The sequence below is a fragment of the Pedobacter jeongneungensis genome, assembly GCF_039538295.1.
GTDB lineage: Bacteria > Bacteroidota > Bacteroidia > Sphingobacteriales > Sphingobacteriaceae > Pedobacter > Pedobacter jeongneungensis.
Window position 1 is genome coordinate 1 of sequence record NZ_BAABBY010000006.1, and the last position, 26,228, is coordinate 26,228.

Genomic DNA, 26,228 nt, shown 5'->3' on the forward strand with positions numbered 1-26,228 from the left:
CGTAATTAATGCCGTTAGAAACAAAATAGCGCTAAGAATTGCTGCTGTTATTAAAAACCAGGAGAGCTATAAAAATAACTTTAATATTGCCGCTTAAAATTTGTTTTTATCATAACAATCATTTCGATCACAGCGGAGAAATCTCTGCCAAAGTTCAAAGATTTCTCCATTTTGCGATGCTCCGTCGGGATAACGACTATTTTGGGAATTTTAACCTAAAATTTCATCAATTAATTTAATCTCTGCTTCACTAAATGTTATATTATCTAAAGCTTTAATTGAATCTGTAATCTGTTCTGGTTTACTGGCACCTATCAGTACCGTTGTAATGCGTTGATCCTTTAAAATCCATGATAAAGCCATGTGTGCCAGTTTTTGTCCTCGGGCTTTTGCTACTTCATTTAATTTACCAATCACTTCAATTTTTTCAGGGGTTATGTTGCTTTCTTTTAAGAAAACGCCGCTGGTGGCCACTCTCGAGTCAGCCGGAATACCGTGCAAATATTTATCGGTCAGCAATCCTTGTGCTAAAGGCGAAAATGGAATACAGCCTACACCATTGTTTTCTAAAACATCAAGTAAGCCACCTTCCACCCAACGCTCAAACATCGAATATTTTGGCTGGTGTATTAAACAAGGTGTACCATTGTCTTTTAAAATTTTAATGGCCCTTTCAGCTTCTTCCGCCTGATAATTTGATATACCTGCATACAAAGCCTTTCCCTGCTGCACCATTAAACTTAAAGCACCCATGGTTTCTTCGAGCGGGGTTTCCGGATCGGGGCGGTGGTGATAAAAAATATCAACATAATCCAGTTTCATGCGTTTTAAACTTTGATCCAGACTCGATACCAGGTATTTTTTCGATCCCCAGTCTCCATATGGGCCATCCCACATGGTATATCCGGCTTTGCTCGAAATAATCATTTCGTCGCGGTAGCCTTTAAAATCTTCGTGAAGGATTTTACCAAAAACTTCTTCTGCCGAACCCGGAGGCGGACCATAGTTGTTGGCTAAATCGAAGTGGGTAATGCCATTATTAAAAGCGGTGTAAATTAAGTTCTTGCTGTTCTCAAAAACATTAACATGTCCGAAATTATGCCATAAACCCAATGAAATGGCTGGTAATTTAATGCCGCTCTTGCCACAACGGCGGTATAACATTTTATCGTAGCGTTCTGCAGATATAGGCTGATACATATTTTATGATTAGAACGCAATAATAATCAGTTTCAATGGATTTTAAGGAATGCTGACTTAGATTTTAGCTATTAAATATTATACTTCCGGAAAGTCGGAGCCATTCAGTTGAAAAAGACTTCTCAGCAATGACGGTACGAAGATGCTTTGTAAAGGCGGTTTCATCTCTTTTATAGTATTTCTACATTTTGTCATCATCATTTCTACAAATCATCTCATTGGTGCTGCTTAAAGTAAATAATTCTTTACTATATGGCTGTACAATCATCTAAATCGTTTTATTTGTATTGTTAAGTGATATACTTATATTTAAAAAATAAATAAAATCTAAACCAAGTATTCCATTTTATGAAATTAAAATCATTAGCGGGCCTCGGCGTTCTGGCTGCAATCGGATTTGCATCCTGCCAATCTGAAACCAAAAAATCTTCCTCAACAGATAGTTTAAAAAGCGACTCTGCAGCGGTTGTAAAATTAGTTCCAGATTCTTTTAAAAAAGAAATTGACGGCAAACAAACCGCTTTATACACTTTGAAAAATAAAAATAATGGGGAAGCTATTTTTACCAATTACGGCGGGCGTTTGGTGAGTTTATTGGTACCCGATAAAGATGGTAAACTGGTTGATGTTGTGGTGGGTTTTAAAAGTGTAAGCGACTATGAAAAATCGACAGAGCCGTATTTTGGTGCAACCATTGGCCGTTACGGCAACCGCATTGCCAAAGGAAAATTTACACTTGAAGGTAAAACCTATTCTTTATTTACCAATAACGGGCAAAATACGCTCCATGGTGGTAAAAAAGGTTATCAATACGTGGTTTGGGATGCTACCCAAACAGCAGCTAATACTTTGGTATTACATTATTTATCAAAAGATGGCGATGAAAATTTTCCGGGCAATTTAGATGTGAAGGTTACTTATACTTTAACCGATGATAATGAATTAAAAATGGATTATGAAGCCAAAACAAATAAAACAACGGTGGTAAATTTAACCAACCATGCGTTTTTTAATTTAAATGGCGATGGAAGCGGAACGATTTTAAACCATGAGGTGCAAATTTATGCTGATGGATATACTCCGGTAGATTCGACCCTGATCCCAACAGGGAAAATTGAAAAAGTAGCAGGAACGCCTTTCGATTTTAACAAAGCAACAGCGATAGGTGCACGCATAAACGACAAAAACGAACAATTAACTTTCGGGAAAGGTTACGATCATAATTACGTGCTCAGTAAAACCAAAGCGATGGGTATGTTTCATGCAGCTACTGTTAAAGGAGATAAATCAGGAATTGTAATGGATATTTATACGCAAGAACCTGGTTTACAGTTTTATAGTGGTAATTTTATGCAAAGTAAAAATACCTTTAAATCGGGTGCAAAAGATGATTTCAGAACGGCAATAGCCATGGAAACCCAGCATTTTCCCGATTCTCCTAACCAGCCTGCCTTTCCATCAACAGTATTGAAGCCCGGCCAGGTTTACAAAACAAGTTCAATCTATAAATTTACCAAATAATTTTTTGGTAATCCCTACATCTCAATAATGATAACATGATATACGGTCTGTGGAAACACAGACCGTATTTGTTTAGAAAAGATCCTGTAAAACCGGATCGGTATAATCTTCTATAAAAGCAATGATGTTATTATAAGCCGAAAACTCCTCTTTGGTATGCATGGTAGTAAGCGCTATACATTTCATCCCCGCATTTTGTGCCGCTTCAACACCTTTTGGTGCATCTTCAAAAACTATGCATTCGCTGGCATCAATGCCTAAAATCTGAGCACCTTTGGTAAAAGTTTCGGGATCGGGCTTGCTGTTTACCACATCTTCGGCACTTACTATTGTTTTAAAGTACGAACGGATATTTAAATTATCGAGTACAAAATTGATATTAAAAGGAATTGCAGCCGAGCCGATGGCCATTTGAATACCTGATTGTTTTGCCTTTTCCATAAACTCCCCTAATCCGGCAATCAGCGTTAAATGTTTTTTATATGCGGCCTGGTACCGGTGTTCTTTTTCAATGGAGATCTGATCAATCTGCTCCTGAGAAAAATGGCCAACACCAAAAACACGTTCTAAAAGGTCCTGGTTTTTACCGTACATCTGTTTTTTTACCGCATCGAAGCTGATGCTAGCACCTAAATCCTGCGTAAGGATACTATGCCATGCCTCATTATGAAAAGCCATGTCGTTAATCATGGTACCGTTTAAATCGAAGAGAAAGGCTTTAGGTTTAGGAATTATCATGGCGGCAAAATTATCAGATTTTTTTATGATTAGGTTAAAATAGGGTCATCAATCCAAAATTTAACATTTAAATTATTCCTGTATCTATAAATCGGAACATGTTGGTAAATAAATCTGCATAAATATAATTTTTAACGCCTGCACCCGTTTGCGTATTTGGAAATCCGGCATACAAGTAATAGCTTGCATTGTTTTAAAAACCGGGATAATGTTATGGATGCTGCCAGGCATGAAAGTGAACCGCTTATTAAATATTTAAATGATCTGGAACCGCTGTGCGAAAAAATAATTGAGCAGGCAAGGGCCGAAACATTTATGGTTTCTGTACGTAAAAACAATATTTTACCTTGTTTTAGCGAATTACATGGAGATTGTTTATATTTTATTATCAAAGGTTTAGTCCGCGGCTTTATTGTGGATGAAGGCAAAGACATTACTTCATGGTTGATTGATGAAAATCATTTAATTGGAAGCATCAGAAACCCGGGTACGCTTAAACCTACTTACCAGGAGCAGTTTCAGGCCCTGGAAGATTCAGACCTGCTTATTCTACCATACCACTTTATCGATGAGATGTATGCGCAGTTCCCCGAAACCAATGTGTTGGCTCGAAAACTTCTGGCCATTCATTATCACCTGTCGCAGGAGCGTTCTATTTTATCCAGAATACCTTCTGCAGAAGCACGTTACAGGCAATTTAAAGATGGCCACCCGAACATAAAGTTCAGGGTTCCGTTAAAGTTTTTAGCCAGTTATCTCGGCATCCGCATTGAAACTTTAAGCAGAATCAGAAAAAAGGAAAAACTTAAGGATTAACCCGTTTCTTTTTAAAGTAGAAGTAACATAAGGGGAAAAGGCAGATCAGTCCCAGTAAAAATCCGCCAACGGTATCAGTAAACCAGTGTGCTCCTAAATAGATTCTGGAAGGGGCAATGGTAACAATCAGAAAGGCAGACAGATAGGTAACGGTATTTTTAGTGCGTTTCGGGATGTTCTCCAGATTATACATAAGGATAATCAGAAAGCCAAAAAATAGCGTATAAGATAATACGTGCCCGCTTGGGTAGCTTTGAAAACGGTTTACTTCTACCAAACGAACGTAAAATGCTGTTGGCCTGGGGCGGTTAATTACATTTTTTATGCCTAAAATAATCAGTCCGGATAATAAAACGGTCGAAATGAAGATTCCCTCACGCTTGTATTTTTTCCAATAGAAAATGGCGGCTACCACTACAACCGAAAGTAACGAATAGGGCAGTTCGCCAAAAAAGCTGATGGCCAGCATTACTTTATCTAACCAATCGGCATGAAATTGCTGAATAAACAGCGAAATTTTAATATCAGCATCGAATATCGGATGTTGGGCTATAAAAATGCTTAATCCTGTAAATGCTACAATCAGTACCAGCAGGATAAAAATTAAAGTATTTCGTTTCAAAAGGATGGACATAGGCTGATCAAAAATCAAAACTATGGATTTTATGTCAATAGAAATAAAATTTTGATGGTTTTTAAGAAATCAACCATATTTCTAAATCTGGCACGATATAAAATATTTGATTTTTGGTGCAACAAAACTACAGTAGTGAGAAAAATTCATCAAGGAAATAAAACGATTCATCAAGGAAATAAGCCTATATGTATAAACCGTTATGATATGTTAAAATGATTTTGAATCTTCGAACCAGATAATAAGGATATCTATGCTTACGAGGTTGGCAGGATTAATTTCCTGCCGACTGAAGAAGCACACCACTCTACATTTATTCTATAAATAATAATTTAGTGTTAACGCTCCAGCCGAAGCCACCTCCTTTAAATGAGGAGGAGCTTAGGTTGTTTTTTGCTATGTATAACAAATAAAGTTATTAAGCTGCACCAGTTAACAAGGTTAAAACAATTAATACAATTCGAAGTTAATAGTTTGCAGTGTTACTTTATATAGAGGCTACAAATCACTCAACTATAATAAGATATGTTGGAAGGTTATTTTACAGCAATCTGCTTTGGATCGGTAACAACAATCTGTTTTTTGCCTTTAAATTCGGTCACAATGCCGGTTACGCAGATTTTATTTCCCATAAACATGCTTGAAGGTTCTGAAGGAAATTTACTTTCGTCTTCTTTATTGATAACCACGGTAATGAGTTCTTTTGGATAAGCACCACCTAAATTAATCAAAGTTAACTTTTCCAATCCCTTTGTGCTGTAAACCGAATCGCAGATGGTTACATTTTTACCTACATACTGAGCGGCATCTTTAGCCAATACTAAAGTTTGACTTTTGGCATAAAATGCACCGGCCGATAATAACAGAAGGAGAGATAATTTTTTCATATTGACGGGATGAATAAACGAAAATGGCCAAAGTGCCAATACCGTTTTTTAGCAAGTCAAAGTTAAGCTGAATTTGACGGAAATCAATAGCAAATTTCAAACAAGCATAAATTTTACATGAACAGGATTTTTTCTTCACGTGGATATTTTCTAAATTGTAAGATTAAGATCACCAGCCAAATATTTTAGCCTGTATGAAAGTGGATTACATTGCGTTATCTGTGCCAGTATTTTTTATCCTTATCGGGATCGAACTGGCCTATAATTTTTATAAGAGGCTAAACTACTACCGGCTAAACGATAGTATTGCCAACTTAAGTCAGGGGATAGGGCAGCAGCTTACCGGCATTTTTATGAAAACAGCCCTGTTTTTTGGGTATAAATACATTTTTGAGCATTGGCGCCTGTTCGAATTACCAAAAACTATCTGGATCTGGATCCTTTTGTTTATCGGTGTCGATTTTTTCTATTATTGGTTTCACCGGATGAGTCACCAGGTAAATGCTTTATGGGCAGCGCACATTGTGCACCATCAGTCAGAAGAATACAACCTCACCGTTGCTTTGCGCCAAAGCTGGTTTCAGGGCTGGTTTAGCTGGGTGTTTTACCTGCCGCTGGCCTTTGTTGGTTTCGATCCGGTTATGTTTTTAACGCTGAGTTCCTTTAATACGCTATATCAGTTCTGGATCCATACCCGGGCAATTAAAAATATGGGTTTTCTGGAATATATTTTAAATACGCCATCGCATCACCGGGTGCATCATGGCTCTAATCCTAAATACATCGATAAAAACCATGCCGGTACCTTAATCATCTGGGACCGCATTTTCGGTACTTTCCAAAAAGAAGAGGAAGAAGTTTATTACGGCATTACAAAGCCACTGGCCAGCTGGAACCCGGTTTGGGCAAACCTTCATTACTGGGATGATCTGGTTAAAACGGCTAAACAATCGCCAAAAATCAGCGATAAGATTAAAGTTTTTATAAAACCTCCGGGCTGGTTCCCTTCACATCTGGGCGGGTTTCAGTCTGCACCAGAAATCAATCCCCTTACTTATCAAAAATACAATCCGGCATATCAATCTAAATTAATCGGCTACGTACTCGTACAATTTTTAGTGGCTTTGGCTGCAGGCTCGGCCATATTGTTTTCTTACCATAAAATGGAAACCATGGCTGTAGTTTCTGGATCTTTTTTTACGATATTTACTTTAATTACCTGTGGGGCATTATTAGAGCAGAAAGCCTGGCAAATTAAGTTCGAATATTTCAGGTTAATATTTGGCATTTTATTGGTGCTGGTTTTTAAATTCGCTATCGGATATCAGGTTATATTTGTGGCTATCCAGTTAATATCCGTAATTTGGTTCTTTAATTTGCAAAAGGCAAATCCTAATCCTGATGAAGACTAAGCTATTTTCATTTATTTTTTTTCTGGTATTTGTAATTCAACTTTACGCTGACTATACCAATAATGCCGGCTTGCGTACCTTTTCTAAACCATTAATTGTGATGGTACTTTTGGTATGGCTCTACGCTGCTACAAACTTAAAAGGCCGTTTCCATAAAAGGATTTTTACGGGGTTAATTTTTGCATGGGCAGGAGATTTGTTACTCATGTTGCAAAATGGGAGGACAAGTTTTTTTATTTTTGGTTTGGTTGCCTTTTTAGTTTGCCATATTTTTTACATCAGGGCTTTTACGCTCGATCATAAATCCAATCCAGGTCATAAAACGCCATATTTTCTGTGGGCAGTAGGAGCCTTTGCTATTTTCTGTTCAGGTTTGTTTTTCTATTTGCAGCCGCATCTTGGCGTAATGCAGTTTCCTGTTTTAATGTATGCCATTATCATCTGTGTAATGGTGCTTATGGCGGTTAACCGTTACGGAAAGGTGAATATTTTCAGTTTTAAACTAATACTTTATGGGGCGCTTTTTTTCCTGCTGTCTGACAGTGTTTTAGCTGTGAATAAATTTGCACAGCCCATTCAGCAGGGCGGTGCGCTGATTATGGCGAGCTATATGATTGCACAATATCTGATCGTTTATGGTACCATAGAACGTAAGCTGGTGGTAACAAGGACTGAAGTATAGTTTGTTTTTTGAAAAGCAAGGTTCTGAGCTAATCGGTTGCTGTAGTCCTGCTATCGTTCCAATCTTTTTAATCAGGTACTGTCAGTGCATTGAATACGGAGGGAGTATATCGGTTACAGGTGCTTCGTGCCTCAGCACTACAGTTTATGTATAGTTGTGCAAATTAAAAAGGATTTCCACTTTATCAGGTTTATAAAACTCCAGGCAGGAGAGGAAATAAAAATATACAACATTACCTGAACCTTCAACATTACCCCCTACTTTCCACCTTTCTTCTCTTTATCCAAAACCGTAAAAACCTGCACCAGGCGTTCGCCATTCTCATCAACAAGTGTTAAAGTATGCTTACCTGGCGGCGGACTAATGGCCAATTGATGAAAATTGGTGGTGGTGGCAACATATTCATTATCAATATGCCAGTATATTTTTGATCCCGAATTCCGGTGTGCCGCGTTAATTACAATTTTACCCCTCGTGCCATCTAATTCTAACGGAATGTACACTATGGCGTTATTTTTAGGATAAATTACTTCCATTACACTATTCCCACCTGAAGGATTACAACCCTCTTTAAAAGGAGGAAGGTTTTTATAATCGCTATTTTTTATTTTATAATAATATTCCATTGCCGGTGGCAAGATAAACCAGCTTTTGTGCTGCATATTGGTTACACTTTCGCATTGGTCGGTTACGCGGTAAGCTCCTGTTTGATCCAGATGTACCAATTTGTGGTAGGGGCAAACCGCTGTTTTCTCTCCAGAGACAGGCACAAATTCTTCTACTACACTTGTGCAGTATTCTCCGGCTTTGTAGCCGCTCTGCTTACAGATTTTCAGCTTTTTGAGTTTAGTAGCTGGTGTTTCGAACCATTTTCCATTGGGCAATAGCCTAAAAATATCGAATAAAACCGGGGCTGCTGCTTCGATACCCACAAGGCCAGGCCTTCCTTCACCATCGGCATTGCCCACCCAAACGCATACAACATAATCAGGGGTTAAACCCACTGCCCAGGCATCGCGGAAACCAAAACTGGTGCCTGTTTTCCAGGCGACTCTTTGTGATGATGAAAACTGTTCCCATAAACCTTCATCGCCGGGCCTCATAACTTCTTCCATGGCATTAAAAGTGGCCCATATCGAACCGTGATCTAAAAATGAATTGCGCTGGTAATCTTTTTCATCTTTATTGTTGGTATTAAAATAAGTTGCAGGTTTGTAATCGTCTGGATTGTAAAGCCCTTTATAGGTATTGAAATGGTTTAATGTACGCACCATGCCCATGTAGGTATTGGCCAGATCCCACATGGTTACCTCGCTACCGCCTAAAATCAGCGAGAGGCCATAATGATCTGCCGGTTGGTTTAAAGTACCAATCCCTAATTTTTTAAGCTTATCGTAAAAACGTTCGTATTTATATTGCTGCAGCATTTTTACTGCAGGGATATTTAGCGAGCGGCTCAGGGCTTTATCTGCAGCGATGGCACCGTCATAGCCTAAATCGTAATTTTGTGGCGAATAACCCGCTATTTGTGTAGGAATATCGGGAATTAAAGTATGCGGCAAAATGAAACCATCATTCATCATACTGGCGTAGAGCAAGGGTTTTAAGGTGCTGCCAGGACTGCGTGGCGCTTTAATCATATCCACATGACTTTGCAGATCGGCATTTTCAGGTTGATAAATATTGCCCACGTAACTTACTACCTGGCCGGTTCTGGCATTAAGCACCAAAGCCGAAATATTATTGATGTCGTTGGCCCTGTAGCGGTTGTTATAACGTTTTAAAATCGTATTTACTTTTAACTGAATGTTTTCATCTAATGTAGAAGTTATCCTGGTAGAATTGATTTTAAGACTTGCTCTTTCTGCTTTAAAACGGTTTAATAAGTGCGGCGCATTTTGCGGCAGGGGCATAGGTTTGCCTGGAACCGGTTCTAATTTTGATAAATTAGCAGTAGCCTGATCGATGTATTTAAGCTGAGCGAGTTTATCCAACAAATCGTTTCTCTTTTTAATCAGTCTGGTCGAGTTTTTACCCGGATGAACCAAAGACGGACTATTGGGAAGAACCGCGAGTGTTGCCATTTCGCCCCATGAAAGGGTTTTTGCATCGCGTCCGTAGTAACGCCAGCTGGCTGCCTCAAGGCCAACAACATTACTGCCGAAAGGCGCATTGGCAGCATATAAACCTAAAATTTCTTCTTTTGAATATTTTAGCTCTAAGCGCAAGGCTAAAATTACTTCGAGTAGCTTTTGCCAAACGGTGCGGTCTTGTTTCCGCGAGAGCCGGATGACCTGCATGGTTAAGGTACTTCCGCCGCTTACCACGCTTTTAGCCCGCCAGTTCTGGCGCATGGCCCTGCTCATGGCCAGAATATCAACACCGAAGTGATTATAAAACCGCTTATCCTCAAATGCTATAATACAATCTTTAAATTTTACAGGAACGCTATCGGCCACCGGGAAGCGCCACTGTCCATCGCTGGCAATTGCAGCACTCAGTAAATTCCCATTACTGGCCTCGATAACGTAGGAAGTGGGTGTTTTGAAAAGTTTTGAGGGTAATGAAAAAAGAAATACCAAAAGCAAGGCAATACAGAAAAGATCGGAAATGAGGAATGCTTTCGGGGTTTTGTTCATTTGTTTTGATGATTTATTAAGTTTTGATTCGTGGAGACATGAACCAAGACGACACGAACCGTGGCGGAATATTTAAATATTATTACTAAAATAGGTTAACGCTTATGCGTGGTTCAGAATCAGAAATAGGGCTTAAGCGTTTTATAAATTTATTTATCAAGTGCCTTATTTAATACCGTTTCAAAAACTGGCTGGAAATACGTTAAAACTTTATCATTTATTAGTTTGTAATTTTCTTTATCAAAAACTTCCTCATCGAATTTGTGATTTTTATAGCCGGGCTCAAGGAGTACTTTAAAATCATTGCTTCCTTTTAAATACCTGATCAGTGAAAAATTATAAAACAACATTGGTCGTTTATCATACATACTCAATGTTGCAATGCCAAAATCATGATCGAAACCAAAAAACATTCGCATAGGATCTGCTAAGGTGTAGGCATTTTTTGTTCTGATAATTATAATCTGATCCAGGTTATTTTTAATACAGAAATCTTCAGCATAAGCAACCATTTTTTTGTATTTATATCGCTGAGAAAAATACTCCAGCTCTTTAAAATCAAAATTTTCCAATTCCTTATTTTCAACATTTTTTTTATTCAAATAATTAGTCAAATAAGTTAACAGATTAAAATTTAAGTCGTTTTCGGCAAGTACTTTTGGCTTAAATGCTCCTTTAAGGTAAATATATCCCATCTGGTAGTTACTGTCGGATACAATTGCGGTTTTTTGTGCAATTGAACACAAGGGAATAAAAAAAACAAGAATTGTAAATATAATTTTCATTCGGACTGATTTCTGTTGTGTATGTTCTTCGATTCGTTATTTCCTCCAAAGCCATGGTTCGTTTCGCACGAACCATTTTTGATTTAAACATCAATTGTCATGATCCGCTTATCACAAATCAATCAATTTTAAAATTCTAGTCTTAAATCCTTCAAAAAGGGATATCTCAATTCATTTTTCTCATAAAAAGATGCCGAAGAGTATAAATAATCTTCTGGGTTAACTGCTAATTGCCAATGCTCTGTGCAAGGATTATGATGTAAATATGCTAATTTTTGATAAGCTACTGCTGGTGAATATAAATGAATTGCTAATGAATCTCTCTGCCAAAATTCATAATTTTTATTGATTGCAGCAGTAAAATAATTTCTTAATTCATCTTGATTTAAGAGTTTTTTAAATTCATGGGCCGTATATTTTAAAAATGAACCTTGAACAGTTTCTTTTCCATTTAATTCATTAGTTCTCCAAATGGTATGGATGTGATTTGGCATTATAACAAAAGCAAAAACATCAAGTTTTTTTAATTTACTCAAGTGCTCTAATGAGCTTAGGATAATCTTTTTAAATACTTCTTTTTCCAATAACTTTTGCCATTTATTTATAGTAGCTGTCCAAAAGTAAATTTGACCAATCTCCATATAATTCTTTCTTCTGCCTTCAAATAATTTATCCATGCTTTAGGTTTTGATTTGTGACGACAAATATTTTATCAAATAATTCATCTCGTGGAGACACGAACCGCGGCGAGTTGTACTTTCACCTTACCAATGCCATGGTTCGTGTCTCCACGAACCATTTTTGTAAAATTCAAATGCTCCGCCATGGTTCGTGTCATCACGAACCATTTTTCTTTCTATTTTAAAATTCAAATGCCATGGTTCGCGTCTTCACAAACCGTTTTCTACATTTAATAACCTCGCAAGCTTTTAAAACCTGCGAGGTTTAATTGAGAATTTTACTTCACCACCTGCACCCACTTACCAGCCTCGGTTGCCGAGATATCATTATTATACATTGCTTCACACTGCACAGCCGATAAATAATATTTACCCAAATACGAAGCGTTGAGCAATACTTTATAAACCAGACTTTCGCCTTCCCTTATATTAAAGTAGGTGAAAACGCGGTCGTCCCTGATATCCTGATAAGTAAATGGAGATGAGGCCAAAATACTTTGATTATCGTTAACTCGGGTATTAATGATTTCCCATCCCGAAGGGAAAATCTGTGTTAATGCCATTTGTTCATAATAACCCATTCGCCCAGGATTTTTCACCGTAACCTCTGCATAAAAATCAGTGCCTTGTTTTAAAGTAGCTGGGTCTAAAACTTTTCCGTTTAAACGTTTGTAAACCACATTCATATCCAAAACCTCAGGTCGGTTAGGTAAGAAATTATTCTGACCAGCAACAGGCTGTCCTTCCAAAACCAAACGCACAAACAATACATTATTGCCATTATTGGTAACTGATGCGGTATTGCCTTTAAAGTTTACCGGCGTACTGTTGATATATTGATTAGAATTAACCGGCGCAGTTTTTCCATCCAGTACATATTGGTACTGTAATTTATTGGCTGATTGGTTCGTTCCGCAGAACTTCGCAATAGCCAGCAAACTGTAAGCCGTTGTTTGCGTACTGTACCAGGTATTTTCGCCCAATTTGGCTGCTAAAGGTTGCAATAAACTGGCTGCTTTTGCCTTCTGAGCAAGCAGGGTCAGGGTTTCTAAAATCATGGCCTGATCACGAACATCTGAGCCATACGTGCCGCCCAATTGTTTGTAAGCCTGAATAGAAGTATCCAATCCTCTGATCATATTCAGCGCCACATCGTTTTGTCCGGCAAGTTTGTAGGCGGCTGCCAATCGCCATTTTGCGGCAACCGATAAATATTCAAATGCCTTTAAGCGGTTCATAGCGGCCATTTCTGGCTTTTTAGCCAGGGCAAGCATATACAAACGATAAGCCTGAGATAAATCGCCACCGTAAAAATTATTGCTGTTTGGTGCCCAGTTTACTGCTTTTGATTTTTGATAACGTAGCAATTCATCCAGTAAGCCAACCGGTAGGGTATAACCAGCATTTTGTGCTTCAACTAAGAAATGCCCTGCATAATTACTTCCCCATTCATCGGCAGTACCTTCTCCTGGCCAGTAAGATAAACCGCCTTCGGTGGTCTGGAAGCCTTTAATTCGGTTGATACCTGCTTTAATATTTTTCTCTGTTGTGGCTTTTTGCTGCTCATTTAACGGACTCAACCGATCCAGGAAAAGCTGAGGGAAAATGCCCGAGGTAGTCTGTTCAATACAACCATGTGGATACTGGATCAGATAAGCCAATCTTTTACCCAGGTTAATTGCCGGGATAGAGGAAACTTCCAATGATCCTGAGTTGGTGCCTGTCATGCCAATTGGCAAGTAATTTACCACCCATTTTGTATGTGGCTGCACTGTTGCCGAAACCACATTGGTTACATAAGGATTCGGATTTCGGATATCCATTTCTACATCGTAAACGGTTTTTTCGGCTCCGCTTTGCGCGATTACTTTTACCTTGGCAATACCTACATTATTCGGTGCTTTTACCTCAAAAGAAGTCATCTGCTCCCCAGTTTGTTTGTAATAAAGCTGCTGTTTGTTTGTCCCCTGAATGATTAAATTGCTGGCCTGAAGCTGTACCGATACATTCTTAAGGTTATTTTCTGTAGCAAAAACGGTTACAGGAAGCGTAAAACTCTCGCCAGGACCAATTACCCTTGGCAGGGTAGCCAGCACCATTAAGGGTTTTTTAACCTGAACTGATTTTTCTGCGAAACCATAGGCTGCATCTTGTCCTGCAACAACCATTGCCCTCACTGCACCGATGTATTGAGGTAATTTAAATTTATGTGTCTTGCTTTCTCCTTTGCCAATGGTAAACGGTCCCATAAATTTAACCACCGCTTTAAAACGGTTCGCTTTAGCCGGATTAAGGTTTTTATTGATGCTGCCATCACCACCGATACTTAAAATACGTTCCAAATTTCCGCCCCATGCACCTAAAACATAATCGAATAAATCCCAGGTTTTAACACCCAAACCTTCGCGGGCATAAAATGCGCCATGCGGATCCGGTGTTTTAAAGCGTGTTAAATCTAACAAGCCTTCATCAACCAGGGCAATAGTATAAGTCATTGCTTTGCCGTTTTGTTCACCTACGGTAATGGTGTTTTCCGTTTCAGGCTTAATTTTATCCAACATTTTTATGGTTGGTTTTAAGATGGTTTGCGGATCTTCTACCGAAAGCGGAATGGCACCATACATCCTGATCGGCAAATCGTTAACCGTTTGTGCATGAGGCTGTAATAGGGTAATATTGGCAAAAACGTTCGGTGCCATTTCTTTCTCTGCCTTAAACTTAAATTGTGTTTGTCCGGCTTTAGTATCTACCCAGAAAGTTTTTAATACGCGGCTACCATTTTCAATGGAGATTAACGCCCTGCCGTTTTTACCTGTTGGGATAGTTAACGTAATGTCTTCGCCAACGGTAAACTTCTCTTTATTGGCGGTGAAAGAAAGCATCGAAGCTTCGGTAGGATTGCTGCCTTGCTCACGTTGTGCCCAGCCCGGCCAATCTACATAAACTGATTTCCCGGTTACATGGCCACCGTTTGCATCGCGCACCAAAATTAAATAACGTCCCCATTCTGGCTCGTCTACCCTTAAATTCCAGCTTCCCTTACCATTAAACAAGTTTACCTGATGGCTTTCTACCAGTTTATTAAATTGATTTTGGGTAAAATTGGCATAAGTGTACTGGTCATCCTGTTCCCACCACCAGCGCCATTGGGTTTTATATAATTCTACGGTAACGGTTTTGGTGCCGCTTAATAGTTTTCCGTCAGTATTTACATTAACAATTTCGATTTTATGATCCTTTCCGGTAACCAGCATGCCGCTTAAACGGTCGCCTTTTTCCGGACGGATACCAAGATAACTGCTATAAACGTGATAAGGAATGCTAAAATTATCGATACTGAAATTACCTCCCGGTTCGAAAACTTTTGTTGTGAAGTTTGCTCTTAATACGCCTGGAGCAGTATTGTTTTCATTTAAATTGGTATTGATCTGCGCCGTACCATTCTGATTTAAAGTGCCTTCGAAAATGGTTTTTACCTGCGATTCGAAATTTACGGTTGGATTATCGAAACTGAAACCTTCAAAACCTTTAAATTTGGTTTCTGTAGTATTCAGGTTAACATCAACCTTTGCTTTTAAGTTTTGGGCAACCGCACCGAAAAGCCATTTGGCCGATAGGGTAGCAGCCGATGTTCCTGCACTTAAATAAGGCCTGTTACCAATGTTGAAATCAATTTTTAAACGGTTAGGCATTACCGTTTCAATTTTTAAAGTCTTGGTGAAGGTAGCGCCACCAGCTTTAACTTTTGCCATCCAGTTACCGGTAGGCGCAGTACTTTCGGTAGCGGTTTTGAAAGTATAAAATCCATTTACCGGTTTTCCATTAATCAGGCGTTTATACAACTGGCCTTTTGGATTATAAAATTCCATGGTTACCGGGTAATTAGCAGGCAATTTTTTCAGTTTATCTTCCAGAACGAAAGAAACAAATAAACTATCACCAGGACGCCAAACACCACGTTCGCCATAAATAAAACCTTTTAAGCCACTTTGCACTACATCGCCACCCACATCAAAACGGCTTAGGGGAAGGGAACTTCCATCATCCAGTTTTAAATAGCCTCTTTCAGAACCATTTTTGGCAATTAATAAGAAAGGCTGGCGTTTTAAATCAAATCTTGCGAAACCATCACCATCTGTTTTAGTGGTGAAAATGATTTGTTTCTGGTAATCCATTAATTCGAGGTTTACCCCGCTCAATGGTTTTGCAGTTAACAAATCGGTTGCAATAATTAGCATTGAGTTGTCATTTCCTCTTTTGGCAACTAAACCAATATTTGAGGCAATTAAGTTTCTGCTTGCCCAGCGCTGGTTGGTATAAAAGGAAGGCGTGCAGGGATTATCCTTATCATTCCACCTGTAATTTGATGGGTAATAATTGTTGTAACGCTGCCAGAAATCGTCGTCTTCATCAATTTTTTCACCATAGCCCTCGTAATCTCCATACTCACTTTCCTCATCATTACTGTCGCCGCTTTCTACTCCGGCCTTGCAATTGTATGCATTATACTCCTGTCTGAAAGCAATGGTAACGCGGTACATGGCACCCGGCTCGGTACGGATCATTTTATCAAGATCGAGCGTAAACCGGTTCTTTTTATGTAGATTAAGTGCTTTATCTTCGTCCAGTCGAACCGTTTTCTGTAAAATAGGTTTCGCTACCCGGCGCAGTTCGTTACCATCTTTATAACTATTGGTTTGGAAGAACTGAGGGATATTATTTTCATAAATTTTAATTACTGTTACATCAACTGCTTTTAAATTAATCGCTTCGAAAGGCAGAACCAGTTTGCCTGAATTGGGTAAAATAGTTCCTGCACCCGCAATGGTAACAGATGGCAATTTATCTTCAAAAACCAGGTTAGCCACTTTACCCGTGCTTAGCGTTTTGGCATTGATATTTTCTACCCCTGCATTAACACTTAATGTATAATTGCCCTTTAATTCTTCCGGAGCATATACTTTAACCTGACTGGCATCAATGGTGTACCTTACATCACTTAAGTTGCCCAGCGTAATCATACCCGTTAAATCCTGTCCTACACCAATCGGCTCTGAAAATTGTACCAGGGCATAATCTTCCTCCCCTTGGATGGCTTTCATATCCAGGATTTCGAATTTATTTATAGATGGAACGCGTACTTCTACTTCTCCTTTCTGATCGGCATCAATGGCATCACCATCCCATTCTATTTTTAAATTTTGATCGTTACCTGTTTTTTTGATACTATCGATGGTGAATTTTGAGCTGTTTTTCGCCGGATCATGTTGCCATTTGATTTTTATTTTCTGATCAAAATCAAGTGAAAGCGTTTTTTCAATTTTACCCGTTTCTTCCACATCCGCAGTGGCCACTTCACCTGTAAGTTTCATGTAATCCAGGGAAGTATTGTTTTGCGAAACCAGTCCGTTTTGCGAGAGCATAATGCCTGGGGTGATCACCTTAAATTCAAAATCGAAATCTTCGAGACCTTTTTCGGTAGCAGAAACTTCTGATAATTTGAAAGTAGCTTCATAATTTTTGCCTGGTTTCAGGTTTTCATCCGGCCTGAATTCTACCGTTTGCGGATCGATCCAATAGGTTTTTCCTGAAATGGAAGGGGAGAAGTCGAAAAGTTCGCGGGAATCGGCTTTGCCTAAGTCCTGCATGCCCGTAGCAGCATTGGCCAGGTGAACGCGGATAAAACTCTTTTTCGAAATCGTTCCGGAAGTATAGGCTTCTATATACTTAGCGTAAGCCTGATTTTCCTCGTGGTTTTTCTTCTTATGCTTAAAATAAATAAAAACAATTGCTGCTATAGAAACGGCGAGCAATCCGATAAAAATAAATTTCTTTTTTGAGGACGATTGGTAGGTAGATGGTTGTTCCATAGGGAAAATTCGTTAAGATAAATGGAAATATGATGTTGCGTTTGGAGCAATTGCTATGCCGTAATTTGCCTGTTTAAACTGCAAAACCCATATTCCTTCTGAAAATTAACTAAAATCGACGTTAAAAGAAATAATGTTGAAAATTAAAGCAAATGGTTTGCTCATTTGCATGGATTTGGATATGTTTACAACATCAACCCTATACAACCAGATATGATCAAGAAACTCTTAATTTTTTCGTGTTTATTAATTTCTACACATTTTTGTTTTGCGCAGAAAGCTGAAGTAGAAGATGCTGTTACCCGATTAACCAGACTAATGGTTGCGCCTGATAGTTTAGCATTGGATAAAATTGTACTGAATAATTTAAGTTACGGCCATTCGAGCGGGAAAATCCAAACCAAACAAGAATTTCTGCACTCTTTACTTTCAGGTGAATCTGATTTCGTGGACATCAATTTAACCGATCAATCGGTTATTATACAGAACAAAACAGCTTTGGTCAGGCATACACTAAATGCTAAAACAAACGATAAAAATGTTCCGGGAAATGTGAAATTGTATATCCTTTTAATCTGGAGCAAAGAAAAATCAGGCTGGAAATTACTTGGCAGACAGGCGGTTAAGGTGCCTTAGTTGAGTTTGGAGTCTTTAGTCCCTAGTCTTGAGTCAGTAGTCTTGAGTCCTAAATCGGTAGTCTAAGACTCTGGACTTAGAACTTAAGACTCACGACTACTTTATCATCACCCCAGGTTTGTTTACCAATGGGATTTTGATCAGGTTGGAATCAATAATGCTTTCGGGCAGGAAGATGAATTTTTTGTCGTAAATGGTGCTGCCGATGTAATAGCTAAGCCAGTATTCGTTCGTTAAACCAAACACCTCAGGATCAATGGCTTCCACCCCGGCAAAAGAATTAGCTTCCATATCGCCAATAAAATGGCGCAAAACAGAAGTTTTTACCTGTTTACCATCTTTTTCGCCATAACCTTTGGAGCTGATCAATACATTGGTAATTGACTCATTTTTTAAATTAACAAGGTAAACCGTCCAGCTGGTAACTTCGGGTGTTTCGCCCATCAATACCACGGCCATTGCAATATCTTCGACTATATTTTCTGGTAAATCTGATTTCAAGTGGTTAACTGTTTAATTAAATTATTGAATGATAGAAAATTGAATGATAGAATATAGAATATAGAATTATTGAATGAATAGAATTATTGAATAATCCTGCCATCCTCCATAATTATGTATATAAATTAAAGAATTTTGAGTGATAGCCTTATTATCTTACCATCCCAAAATCCTTTAATCCTGATCCTATTTTTTCTTCGCAACTGCTTTTTTAGCCGGAGCTGCTTTTTTCTTTGCAGGTGCTTTTTTCTTCGTTTCGAAAGCGCTAGGTACCTGCTCCACAATCATTTTCTTCACCACTTCAAGGTCAATATCTGCCAGTTCTTCAGGCGTATATTTCTGTTTAGTGGCTTCATTGTTTCTCAATTTCAGCATTAATTTGCCAAAACGGATAAACGGTCCCCAGCGGCCATTTTCGATTGAAATTTTTTCTGCATCCCAGGTTTTAATGTATCTGTTTGCTTCTTTCTCTACTTTTTTGCTGATCAAAGTATCGATATTTTCCTGCGTAAGGTTATCAAAATCGTAACCCTTTGCCGGGATATTGATAAAAAGATCGTTCCATTTAATAAACGGACCAAAACGGCCTTTACCTTTTGTAACGCCTAAACCTTCATAGTAAGCTATTGGGGCGTCATCATCCATTTTCTGGCGGATAATTTCAACGGCTCTATCATAAGTTACCGATAAAGGCTCATCGTTTTTAGGAAGGGAGATGAAACTCTCGCCCCATTTTACATACGGCCCGAAACGGCCTACACCGATCACCACTTCTTTACCTTCAAATTCAGGTAACTGGAATGGAAGTTTGAACAATTCCAGCGCATCATCTAAAGTAATGGTTGCTACCGATTGATTACGCATTAAACTGGCATAACGTGGCTTTTCTTCTTCATCAAGTTCACCAATCTGCACCAAAGGACCAAATTTGCCTACTTTGGTATAAACATTTTTACCCGTTGCAGGATCTAAGCCTAATAAACGTTCGCCGGTAGCACGTTCAGCAGTCTCTAAAGTGGTTTCTACTTCACTGTGGAACGGATTGTAAAACGAGTGCAGCATTTTAGTCCACTCCTGTAAACCTTGCGCAATTTCGTCAAATTCCTTTTCTACTTTAGCGGTAAAGTTAAAATCGACTATACCTTTAAAGTGTTCTACTAAGAAATCGTTAACTACCTCACCGATATCAGTAGGGAAGAGTTTCGATTTTTCTGCCCCTGTAATTTCCGATTTAATTTCCTTTTTTACCTGTCCGTCGGCTAAAACGATAGAAGTGAATTTACGCTGTTTACCATCCCTGTCTTCTTTAACCACATAACCACGGTTTTGCACCGTAGAAATGGTTGGTGCGTAAGTAGAAGGACGGCCTATGCCGAGTTCTTCCAGTTTTTTAACCAAACTGGCCTCTGTATATCTTGCGGGCGGACGAGAGTAACGTTCCGTGGCCTGCATTTCTTTTAAAAATAATTCCTGTCCTTTGGCTAAAGGAGGTAAAATGGCTCCACCTTCTTTTTCTTCGTTTTCTTCATCGTCTGTCGATTCCAGATAAACTTTTAAGAAGCCATCGAATTTTAATACTTCACCTTCGGCAACCAAATGCTCCTTGCGGGTTGAAGCGGTGATTTGAGCGGTTGTTTTTTCGAACAAAGCTTCACTCATTTGCGAGGCGATAGCACGTTTCCAGATCAGATCATACAAACGTTTTTCCGAAATATCGCCATCAACTGTGTGCCTGTCGAAATAAGTAGGACGGATGGCTTCGTGAGCCTCCTGCGCACCGGCCGATTTGGTTTTATAAACCCTTGTCTGGTGATATTTGTCGCCATAAGCCGATTTAATTTCGGCAGCAGCAGCATTTATAGCCGTTTCTGATAAGTTTACAGAGTCAGTTCTCATGTAGGTAATCTTACCCGCTTCGTATAGTCTTTGTGCCACCTGCATGGTTCTCGCTACCGAAAAACCTAATTTTCTCGAGGCTTCCTGTTGCAGGGTAGAGGTAGTAAAAGGTGCGGCAGGGTTACGTTTCGCCGGACGCGTTTCTAAACTCGTAATGTCAAATTTTGCATTAACACAGTCCTGAAGATATTTCTCTGCATCTGCTTCACTTTCAAACCGTTGCGGTAATTCTGCCTTTACCGTTTCTTTGCCTTTACCGGTTGAAAATTGTGCGGTAATTTTATAGGCAGCGGCTGCATTAAAGTTTAAAACTTCGCGTTCCCTGTCTACTATTAAACGTACGGCAACAGATTGTACGCGGCCTGCTGACAGTGATGGTTTTACTTTTTTCCATAAAACAGGAGAAAGTTCGAAACCTACTAATCTATCTAAAACACGGCGGGCCTGTTGGGCATTTACTAAGTTATAATCAATTCCACGCGGACTATCAATTGCTTTTAAAATGGCAGGTTTGGTAATTTCATGAAAAACGATCCGTTTGGTTTTCTCTACTTTCAGGCCTAAAGTTTCGAATAAGTGCCAGGAAATGGCTTCTCCCTCACGGTCTTCATCGGACGCCAGCCATACCATTTCGGCTTCCTTGGCTAGCTTTTTCAATTCGGCAACCACATTCTTCTTGTCGGCGGGTACCTCGTAGGTCTGGGCAAAATTATTTTTAATATCAATCGCCATATCGCCCTTCACTAAATCCCGGATATGACCATAGCTGGATTTCACCAGGAAATCTTTTCCCAGGTATCCTTCAATGGTTTTAGCTTTTGCGGGTGACTCGACGATTAATAAATTTTTGGCCATGAAATACGTTTTTGTGCAAATAAAGCTATAATTAAAGCATAAATCCAAACCTGTGTGGATTTTTATACGATTTTTTTATTAAATGTTAGTAAACTATGTTGATTTATAAGGTGATTTTAATCAGGTTTTAATCTCCTGCAGAATAGTTTAAATGGTCTTCCATCAGAATCAGATTTTGTATTCCTTAAATTTATTGTTTTTGAAAATGAAAGGTTCTGTTTAGTGGCGGCCGGCAGTCCTGCTATCGCTTCAAGTCCTCGCTGCGCTCCGGGCTTTCCGCTTTATCAGGTTTAGAAACAAAGGTTGGGTTAACTTCATCTTGCCTTTTACATCTTCCATCACATAATTTACAGCCACATTACATCAAGGCAACCGATTTGTACCTATATTCGTATATAAAAATAAAAACAACGATGATCAGCACTATTCTAATCCTATTAAACTTATTGGTGTCGCCACCAAAAAATGTTTACGATTTCAGCTTTAAAACCATTGATGGTAAAGAAATTAAACTTTCTAAATTTAAAGGCAAAAAAATCTTAATTGTTAATACAGCATCTAAATGCGGTTTTACGCCACAGTATGAAGATTTAGAAAAACTTCAGAAACAATATGGCAACAAAGTGGTATTGATCGGTTTTCCGGCTGGTAATTTTGGCGGACAAGAATTTTCTACCAATGCAGAGATTAAAGAGTTTTGTACAGGTAAATACAATGTGTCGTTTTTGCTTGCCGAAAAAAGCAGTGTAAAAGGAGACGACATCAGTCCATTGTTTAAATATTTAACCTCGCAAACCAATACTGAAGAGCAAGGTGATATTAAATGGAACTTTGAAAAATTCCTGATTAACGAAAAAGGACAATTGGTACACCGTTTCCGTTCTAAAACAAAACCTACGGACGAGGCGATTGTGAAGAACCTGTAGTAGGATGTAAAAGGGAAGAGGGAAGATGGGATATTTTTCTCACTTCTCTAAATAATTTAAAGGTAAAGTGGTTAGCCATTTTGCCTTTTTTTTGATCATTAAAAGGCAATAGATATTCTGATCTGTTTTACCATATGAGACATATAAGTTGATATGATTCTTATGTTCCTATATGGTCAAACGAAATACTAAACTGATAAAAAAGCAGTATTGAAAACTTGAATATTTTTAGGTAATTCAAATGATTACTCAAACTAAACTATCTATTTTTGATGTCCATCTCAGCTACCAGAACCAACCTGAGTTTTAGTTGGTGCAAAATATTAAACCTTACCTGCAGATATATTCCCATTCTATTTAGGCAGAAACCCTGCTTGCAACCATAATAACAATCATTTTATATATTATTCTTTGGTAGATTGGAAATTTTGGGCAAGAGAAAGGGGCTTAAATCCATAAGCCCCAATAAACCAAACAAACTATTTATGAAGTATATATATAACCCATGTACAAATAAAATGTTTTTGGAAAATTGAAATTATTTTAATTTTTTAGGTGAAACTGTAATTTTTTAAGCTAAATACGAATAAAGCACTCAAAATAAAGGGTTTTGTAACAAAAAAGCAGCTTGTTTTTGACTTTAGGATGTTAAAACAGGTTAAGTTGTTCAGGTTGGTAAAGGCTGGGGTCAAACGTGTAAGATATCGTTGCGTTTTGATTACCCCCTACATAATAAAGTTCCGTTTCTTCATATCTCGAAGCTACTTTAACAAAAGTATCGCCGGCAACGCTTTTAAATAAATTCTCTACCAGTTCCGGGTCGTTATTGTCTTTAGATAGATGGCTCAATAACAAATGGCTCATGTATTCAGGCTTATGGTTCATAAAAAGTTCCAAAGCCTGCTTATTACTTAAGTGGCCATGGCCTCCCATAATCCTGCGTTTTAAAAAATAAGGATAACGGCCATTTTGCAGCATTTCTGTATCGTAATTGGCTTCTAAAAATGCAGCGTGGCAATTTTTAAAATGCGTAATCAGGCGGTCGCATACTGCACCGATATCAGTAAATACCCCAACGCGGATATCATTGCATTCTACCGTGAAGCTGTAAGGGTCTGCTGCATCGTGGAATTTAGAAAATGCAGAAATCTTTAAATTCCCGATCCGGATATTTTGTAAATGGTTTAACGGAAAGGTATAGTTGGAATCGAGTAAAAGCCGGCTGCTTTTTAAAGTTGGCGTACTGATGTAAACCGGAAGTTTGTGCTTTTTAGCAAAAACAGCCAAGCCTTTAATGTGGTCGCTGTGCTCGTGAGAGATAAAAATTGCTTTCAGTTTGTTTACTGATAAGCCGAGGCGCTCCATGCGCTTTTCCACTTCTTTGCAGGTAAGGCCAACATCAACCAAAACGGCTTCGTTATCGTTCCCCACATAGTAACAGTTGCCGTTACTCCCCGAATTTATTGATGTAAAATATAGTGCCATATTCTTCTGCAAGATAAGGCTTATTTGGCACATGGAAAAGTAAAACTATATTCTTGTACCGTTGTGTTCTACCAGGCGCGACAGGAGCGGGAGGAAAGCCTGTATCAGGTTAATTTCTTCAGAAGAAAATATTTTTTCCAGGGTTTGTGCCAGCCATTCTTCTTTGATTTTTCTACTGGCGATGATGTGTTTTTCGCCCAGTTTGGTTAAACCGATAAATATTTTCCGCTTATCTTCTTCACTCGGAAAACGCTCCACACATTTTGCATCGTACAAGCGGTTGATGATCTGCGAGATGGCCTGTTTAGATACCCTTTCCATATCAGCCAGTTCTGTCGATAGCATTTTTCCATGCTGTTCCAGTAGCGACATGGTTAACAGTTCGGCATTGCTAAACTCCGAACTTACGTTCTGTCTGCGCAACTGGCGGGTTAAGCGGGTTACCGTGCTTCTTAATTTAGCTGCAATCTCTTGTGTTTGAGTAGGCATATTAATAGTAAATAAACTTTACAAATATAAGCTTTTATTTTTAATCGTAATCTATTATCATTTTACGAAATCCTTAATTTATGATTTTAAACTGATAAAAGTATTCTTTTTTGGTTTTATGGTCCGGTTAAATTTTTATACTTTTGTAAAGTTACTTTACTATTTTAAACATGAGTATTTTTCGTTCGCTAAGGCATTATAATTACAGGTTATTTTTTACAGGTCAGGCTATTTCATTAATTGGTACGTGGATGCAGCGTGTGGCCATCAGCTGGCTGGTTTACCGTTTAACAGGTTCGGCTTTTTTATTGGGGCTGATTACTTTTTTAAGTTTAATCCCTTCACTGGTGCTTGCGCCTTATGCCGGGAGTTATGTAGACAGGCATAATAAGTATAAAATTTTGGTGATTACCCAAATCATCCTGATGCTTCAGGCGGGTGCCCTGGCTTTAATGATCTGGTTTAAAGTGTACGATATGTTCTGGATTGCAGCGCTTTCGCTGGTACAGGGACTGGTAAACGCTTTTGATGTAACGGCGCGACAATCGTTAATGGTAAATTTGATTGATGATAAAGAAGATTTACCAAATGCCATTGCACTTAACTCTTCTATGTTTAATGCGGCAAGGTTGATTGGGCCTGCGCTGGCAGGTGTAATTTTGAGTACTTTGGGTGAGGATATTTGTTTTCTGATCAATTTTGTCAGTTTTATCGCTGTGCTGGGTTGTATGGTAATGATGAAATTAAAACTTACTGAACATCAAAAACCGACAGAAAATATCTGGATCGACCTGAAAAAAGGTTACGATTACCTTAAGTCATCTCCCGATCTGGCCTCAATGGTATTGATGATGGCTGCTTCAAGTTTATTGGTCATTCCATTTACCACTTTACTGCCTGTATTTGCGAAAGATATTTTTAACGGGAATGCCACAACGTTTGGCTGGTTCGAAAGTGCAGCGGGATTTGGAGCATTTTTCGGGGCTATTTATATGGCCACTTTAAAAGCAGGTCAGAACTTACAGAAAATCGTAATGCTGTCGGGGATTTTATTGGCCATATCAGTAGTGGCACTGGCGATATCTCCTTCATTGATACTGGCCTTAATCTGCACCGGATTAGCAGCTTTAGGCCTAATGGCGCAAACTTCCTCCATCAATACTTATCTGCAAACACATGCGGATGATGTGATGAGGGGCAGGACTTTGAGTTATTATATCATGGCTTATCAGGGGGTATTACCGATTGGAAGTTTGTTAATGGGTTATCTGGCGCATCTTTTCGGTACGCAGGTAGTTGTGGCTTTTGAAGGTATTGCAGGATTGTTGATTGTTGCAGCCTTTGTTTATAACGAGAAGCACAGGAATCAATTTAAGGGAAGTGCAATGTCGTTGAATTAGTATTTATTGAAACTTCTCTAATCGTGGCATCATCGATTGAAACGCAGTTCTACATATTTAGGAGGGATCTGTCAAGGCAGATTTAGCTTCGCTGAGTACTTTGTGGTTCTCGGCTTTCGTTGCACTCCGCTCGAAATGACGGTAGCTTTAGGGAAGTTAAATCATCATATTTTCTT

Annotated in this window: 19 protein-coding genes; 7 read left to right on the forward strand and 12 right to left on the reverse strand. The window is 38.7% G+C overall.

Annotation, left to right across the window (positions count from 1 at the left end; all coding sequences use genetic code 11):
• Positions 1–210: 210 nt before the first annotated feature.
• A complete protein-coding gene (gene mgrA / locus ABD769_RS12325; RefSeq protein ID WP_344851717.1) occupies positions 211–1,200 on the reverse strand; it encodes an L-glyceraldehyde 3-phosphate reductase in 990 nt (329 codons plus the stop codon).
• A 348-nt stretch (positions 1,201–1,548) separates the two neighbouring features.
• On the opposite strand from mgrA, the gene ABD769_RS12330 reads away from it, so the two are divergent.
• The gene (locus tag ABD769_RS12330) at positions 1,549–2,721 is read left to right on the forward strand and encodes an aldose epimerase family protein (protein ID WP_344851718.1); all 1,173 of its coding nucleotides are present in this window, start codon (positions 1,549–1,551) and stop codon (positions 2,719–2,721) included.
• 72 nt (positions 2,722–2,793) lie between these two features.
• Here ABD769_RS12330 and ABD769_RS12335 read toward each other — a convergent pair whose 3' ends face one another.
• Positions 2,794–3,459, reverse strand: coding sequence for an HAD family hydrolase (locus ABD769_RS12335; RefSeq protein WP_344851719.1), 666 nt, complete (start codon positions 3,457–3,459; stop codon positions 2,794–2,796).
• A gap of 213 nt (positions 3,460–3,672) precedes the next feature.
• Between ABD769_RS12335 and ABD769_RS12340 the strand changes: the two genes are divergently transcribed.
• On the forward strand, positions 3,673–4,275 hold the full coding sequence (locus ABD769_RS12340; RefSeq protein ID WP_344851720.1) for a Crp/Fnr family transcriptional regulator: 603 nt from the start codon (positions 3,673–3,675) through the stop codon (positions 4,273–4,275).
• Here ABD769_RS12340 and ABD769_RS12345 read toward each other — a convergent pair.
• Together ABD769_RS12345 and ABD769_RS12350 are read right to left on the reverse strand one after the other, a co-directional pair.
• Positions 4,265–4,909 carry a phosphatase PAP2 family protein gene (locus ABD769_RS12345; RefSeq protein ID WP_344851721.1) on the reverse strand — a complete coding sequence of 215 codons (645 nt, stop codon included), beginning with the start codon at positions 4,907–4,909 and terminating at the stop codon, positions 4,265–4,267. The two genes, ABD769_RS12340 and ABD769_RS12345, sit on opposite strands and share 11 nt — an antisense overlap.
• A gap of 536 nt (positions 4,910–5,445) precedes the next feature.
• Entirely contained in the window at positions 5,446–5,796 is a 351-nt protein-coding gene (locus tag ABD769_RS12350) for a hypothetical protein (RefSeq protein ID WP_344851722.1), read from the reverse strand.
• Positions 5,797–5,990: 194 nt separating this feature from the next.
• On the opposite strand from ABD769_RS12350, the gene ABD769_RS12355 reads away from it, so the two are divergent.
• The gene (locus tag ABD769_RS12355; protein WP_344851723.1) at positions 5,991–7,208 is read left to right on the forward strand and encodes a sterol desaturase family protein; all 1,218 of its coding nucleotides are present in this window, start codon (positions 5,991–5,993) and stop codon (positions 7,206–7,208) included.
• On the forward strand, positions 7,198–7,890 hold the full coding sequence (locus ABD769_RS12360) for a lysoplasmalogenase (protein ID WP_344851724.1): 693 nt from the start codon (positions 7,198–7,200) through the stop codon (positions 7,888–7,890). The genes ABD769_RS12355 and ABD769_RS12360 overlap by 11 nt, the downstream gene beginning before the upstream one ends.
• Before the next feature lie 257 nt (positions 7,891–8,147).
• Here ABD769_RS12360 and pbpC read toward each other — a convergent pair whose 3' ends face one another.
• The 4 genes from pbpC to ABD769_RS12380 all read right to left on the reverse strand — a co-directional run bounded on the left by pbpC (position 8,148) and on the right by ABD769_RS12380 (position 17,864).
• The gene (gene pbpC / locus ABD769_RS12365; RefSeq protein WP_344851725.1) at positions 8,148–10,529 is read right to left on the reverse strand and encodes a penicillin-binding protein 1C; all 2,382 of its coding nucleotides are present in this window, start codon (positions 10,527–10,529) and stop codon (positions 8,148–8,150) included.
• Between the two features lie 149 nt (positions 10,530–10,678).
• The gene (locus tag ABD769_RS12370) at positions 10,679–11,314 is read right to left on the reverse strand and encodes a hypothetical protein (RefSeq protein WP_344851726.1); all 636 of its coding nucleotides are present in this window, start codon (positions 11,312–11,314) and stop codon (positions 10,679–10,681) included.
• Between the two features lie 128 nt (positions 11,315–11,442).
• Positions 11,443–11,991 (reverse strand): transposase, encoded by a 549-nt coding sequence (locus tag ABD769_RS12375; protein WP_344851727.1) that lies wholly within the window; start codon positions 11,989–11,991, stop codon positions 11,443–11,445.
• 281 nt (positions 11,992–12,272) lie between these two features.
• The gene (locus tag ABD769_RS12380) at positions 12,273–17,864 is read right to left on the reverse strand and encodes an alpha-2-macroglobulin family protein (protein WP_344851728.1); all 5,592 of its coding nucleotides are present in this window, start codon (positions 17,862–17,864) and stop codon (positions 12,273–12,275) included.
• 213 nt (positions 17,865–18,077) lie between these two features.
• On the opposite strand from ABD769_RS12380, the gene ABD769_RS12385 reads away from it, so the two are divergent.
• Entirely contained in the window at positions 18,078–18,500 is a 423-nt protein-coding gene (locus ABD769_RS12385) for a nuclear transport factor 2 family protein (protein ID WP_344851729.1), read from the forward strand.
• 96 nt (positions 18,501–18,596) lie between these two features.
• Here the strand turns inward: ABD769_RS12385 and ABD769_RS12390 are convergent, their stop codons facing one another.
• Positions 18,597–19,001, reverse strand: coding sequence for a hypothetical protein (locus tag ABD769_RS12390; RefSeq protein ID WP_344851731.1), 405 nt, complete (start codon positions 18,999–19,001; stop codon positions 18,597–18,599).
• A gap of 186 nt (positions 19,002–19,187) precedes the next feature.
• Positions 19,188–21,752 carry a type I DNA topoisomerase gene (gene topA, locus ABD769_RS12395; protein ID WP_344851732.1) on the reverse strand — a complete coding sequence of 855 codons (2,565 nt, stop codon included), beginning with the start codon at positions 21,750–21,752 and terminating at the stop codon, positions 19,188–19,190.
• A 413-nt stretch (positions 21,753–22,165) separates the two neighbouring features.
• On the opposite strand from topA, the gene ABD769_RS12400 reads away from it, so the two are divergent.
• Positions 22,166–22,678: a glutathione peroxidase gene (locus tag ABD769_RS12400; RefSeq protein ID WP_344851733.1), complete on the forward strand. Its 513-nt coding sequence runs from the start codon at positions 22,166–22,168 to the stop codon at positions 22,676–22,678.
• Between the two features lie 648 nt (positions 22,679–23,326).
• Here ABD769_RS12400 and ABD769_RS12405 read toward each other — a convergent pair.
• Together ABD769_RS12405 and ABD769_RS12410 are read right to left on the reverse strand one after the other, a co-directional pair.
• Positions 23,327–24,163 (reverse strand): MBL fold metallo-hydrolase, encoded by an 837-nt coding sequence (locus tag ABD769_RS12405; RefSeq protein ID WP_344851734.1) that lies wholly within the window; start codon positions 24,161–24,163, stop codon positions 23,327–23,329.
• A 45-nt stretch (positions 24,164–24,208) separates the two neighbouring features.
• Complete coding sequence (locus ABD769_RS12410; protein ID WP_344851735.1) at positions 24,209–24,652, reverse strand: MarR family winged helix-turn-helix transcriptional regulator; 444 nt, start codon at positions 24,650–24,652, stop codon at positions 24,209–24,211.
• 170 nt (positions 24,653–24,822) lie between these two features.
• On the opposite strand from ABD769_RS12410, the gene ABD769_RS12415 reads away from it, so the two are divergent.
• A complete protein-coding gene (locus ABD769_RS12415; RefSeq protein WP_344851736.1) occupies positions 24,823–26,052 on the forward strand; it encodes an MFS transporter in 1,230 nt (409 codons plus the stop codon).
• The last annotated feature ends 176 nt before the right edge of the window (positions 26,053–26,228 follow it).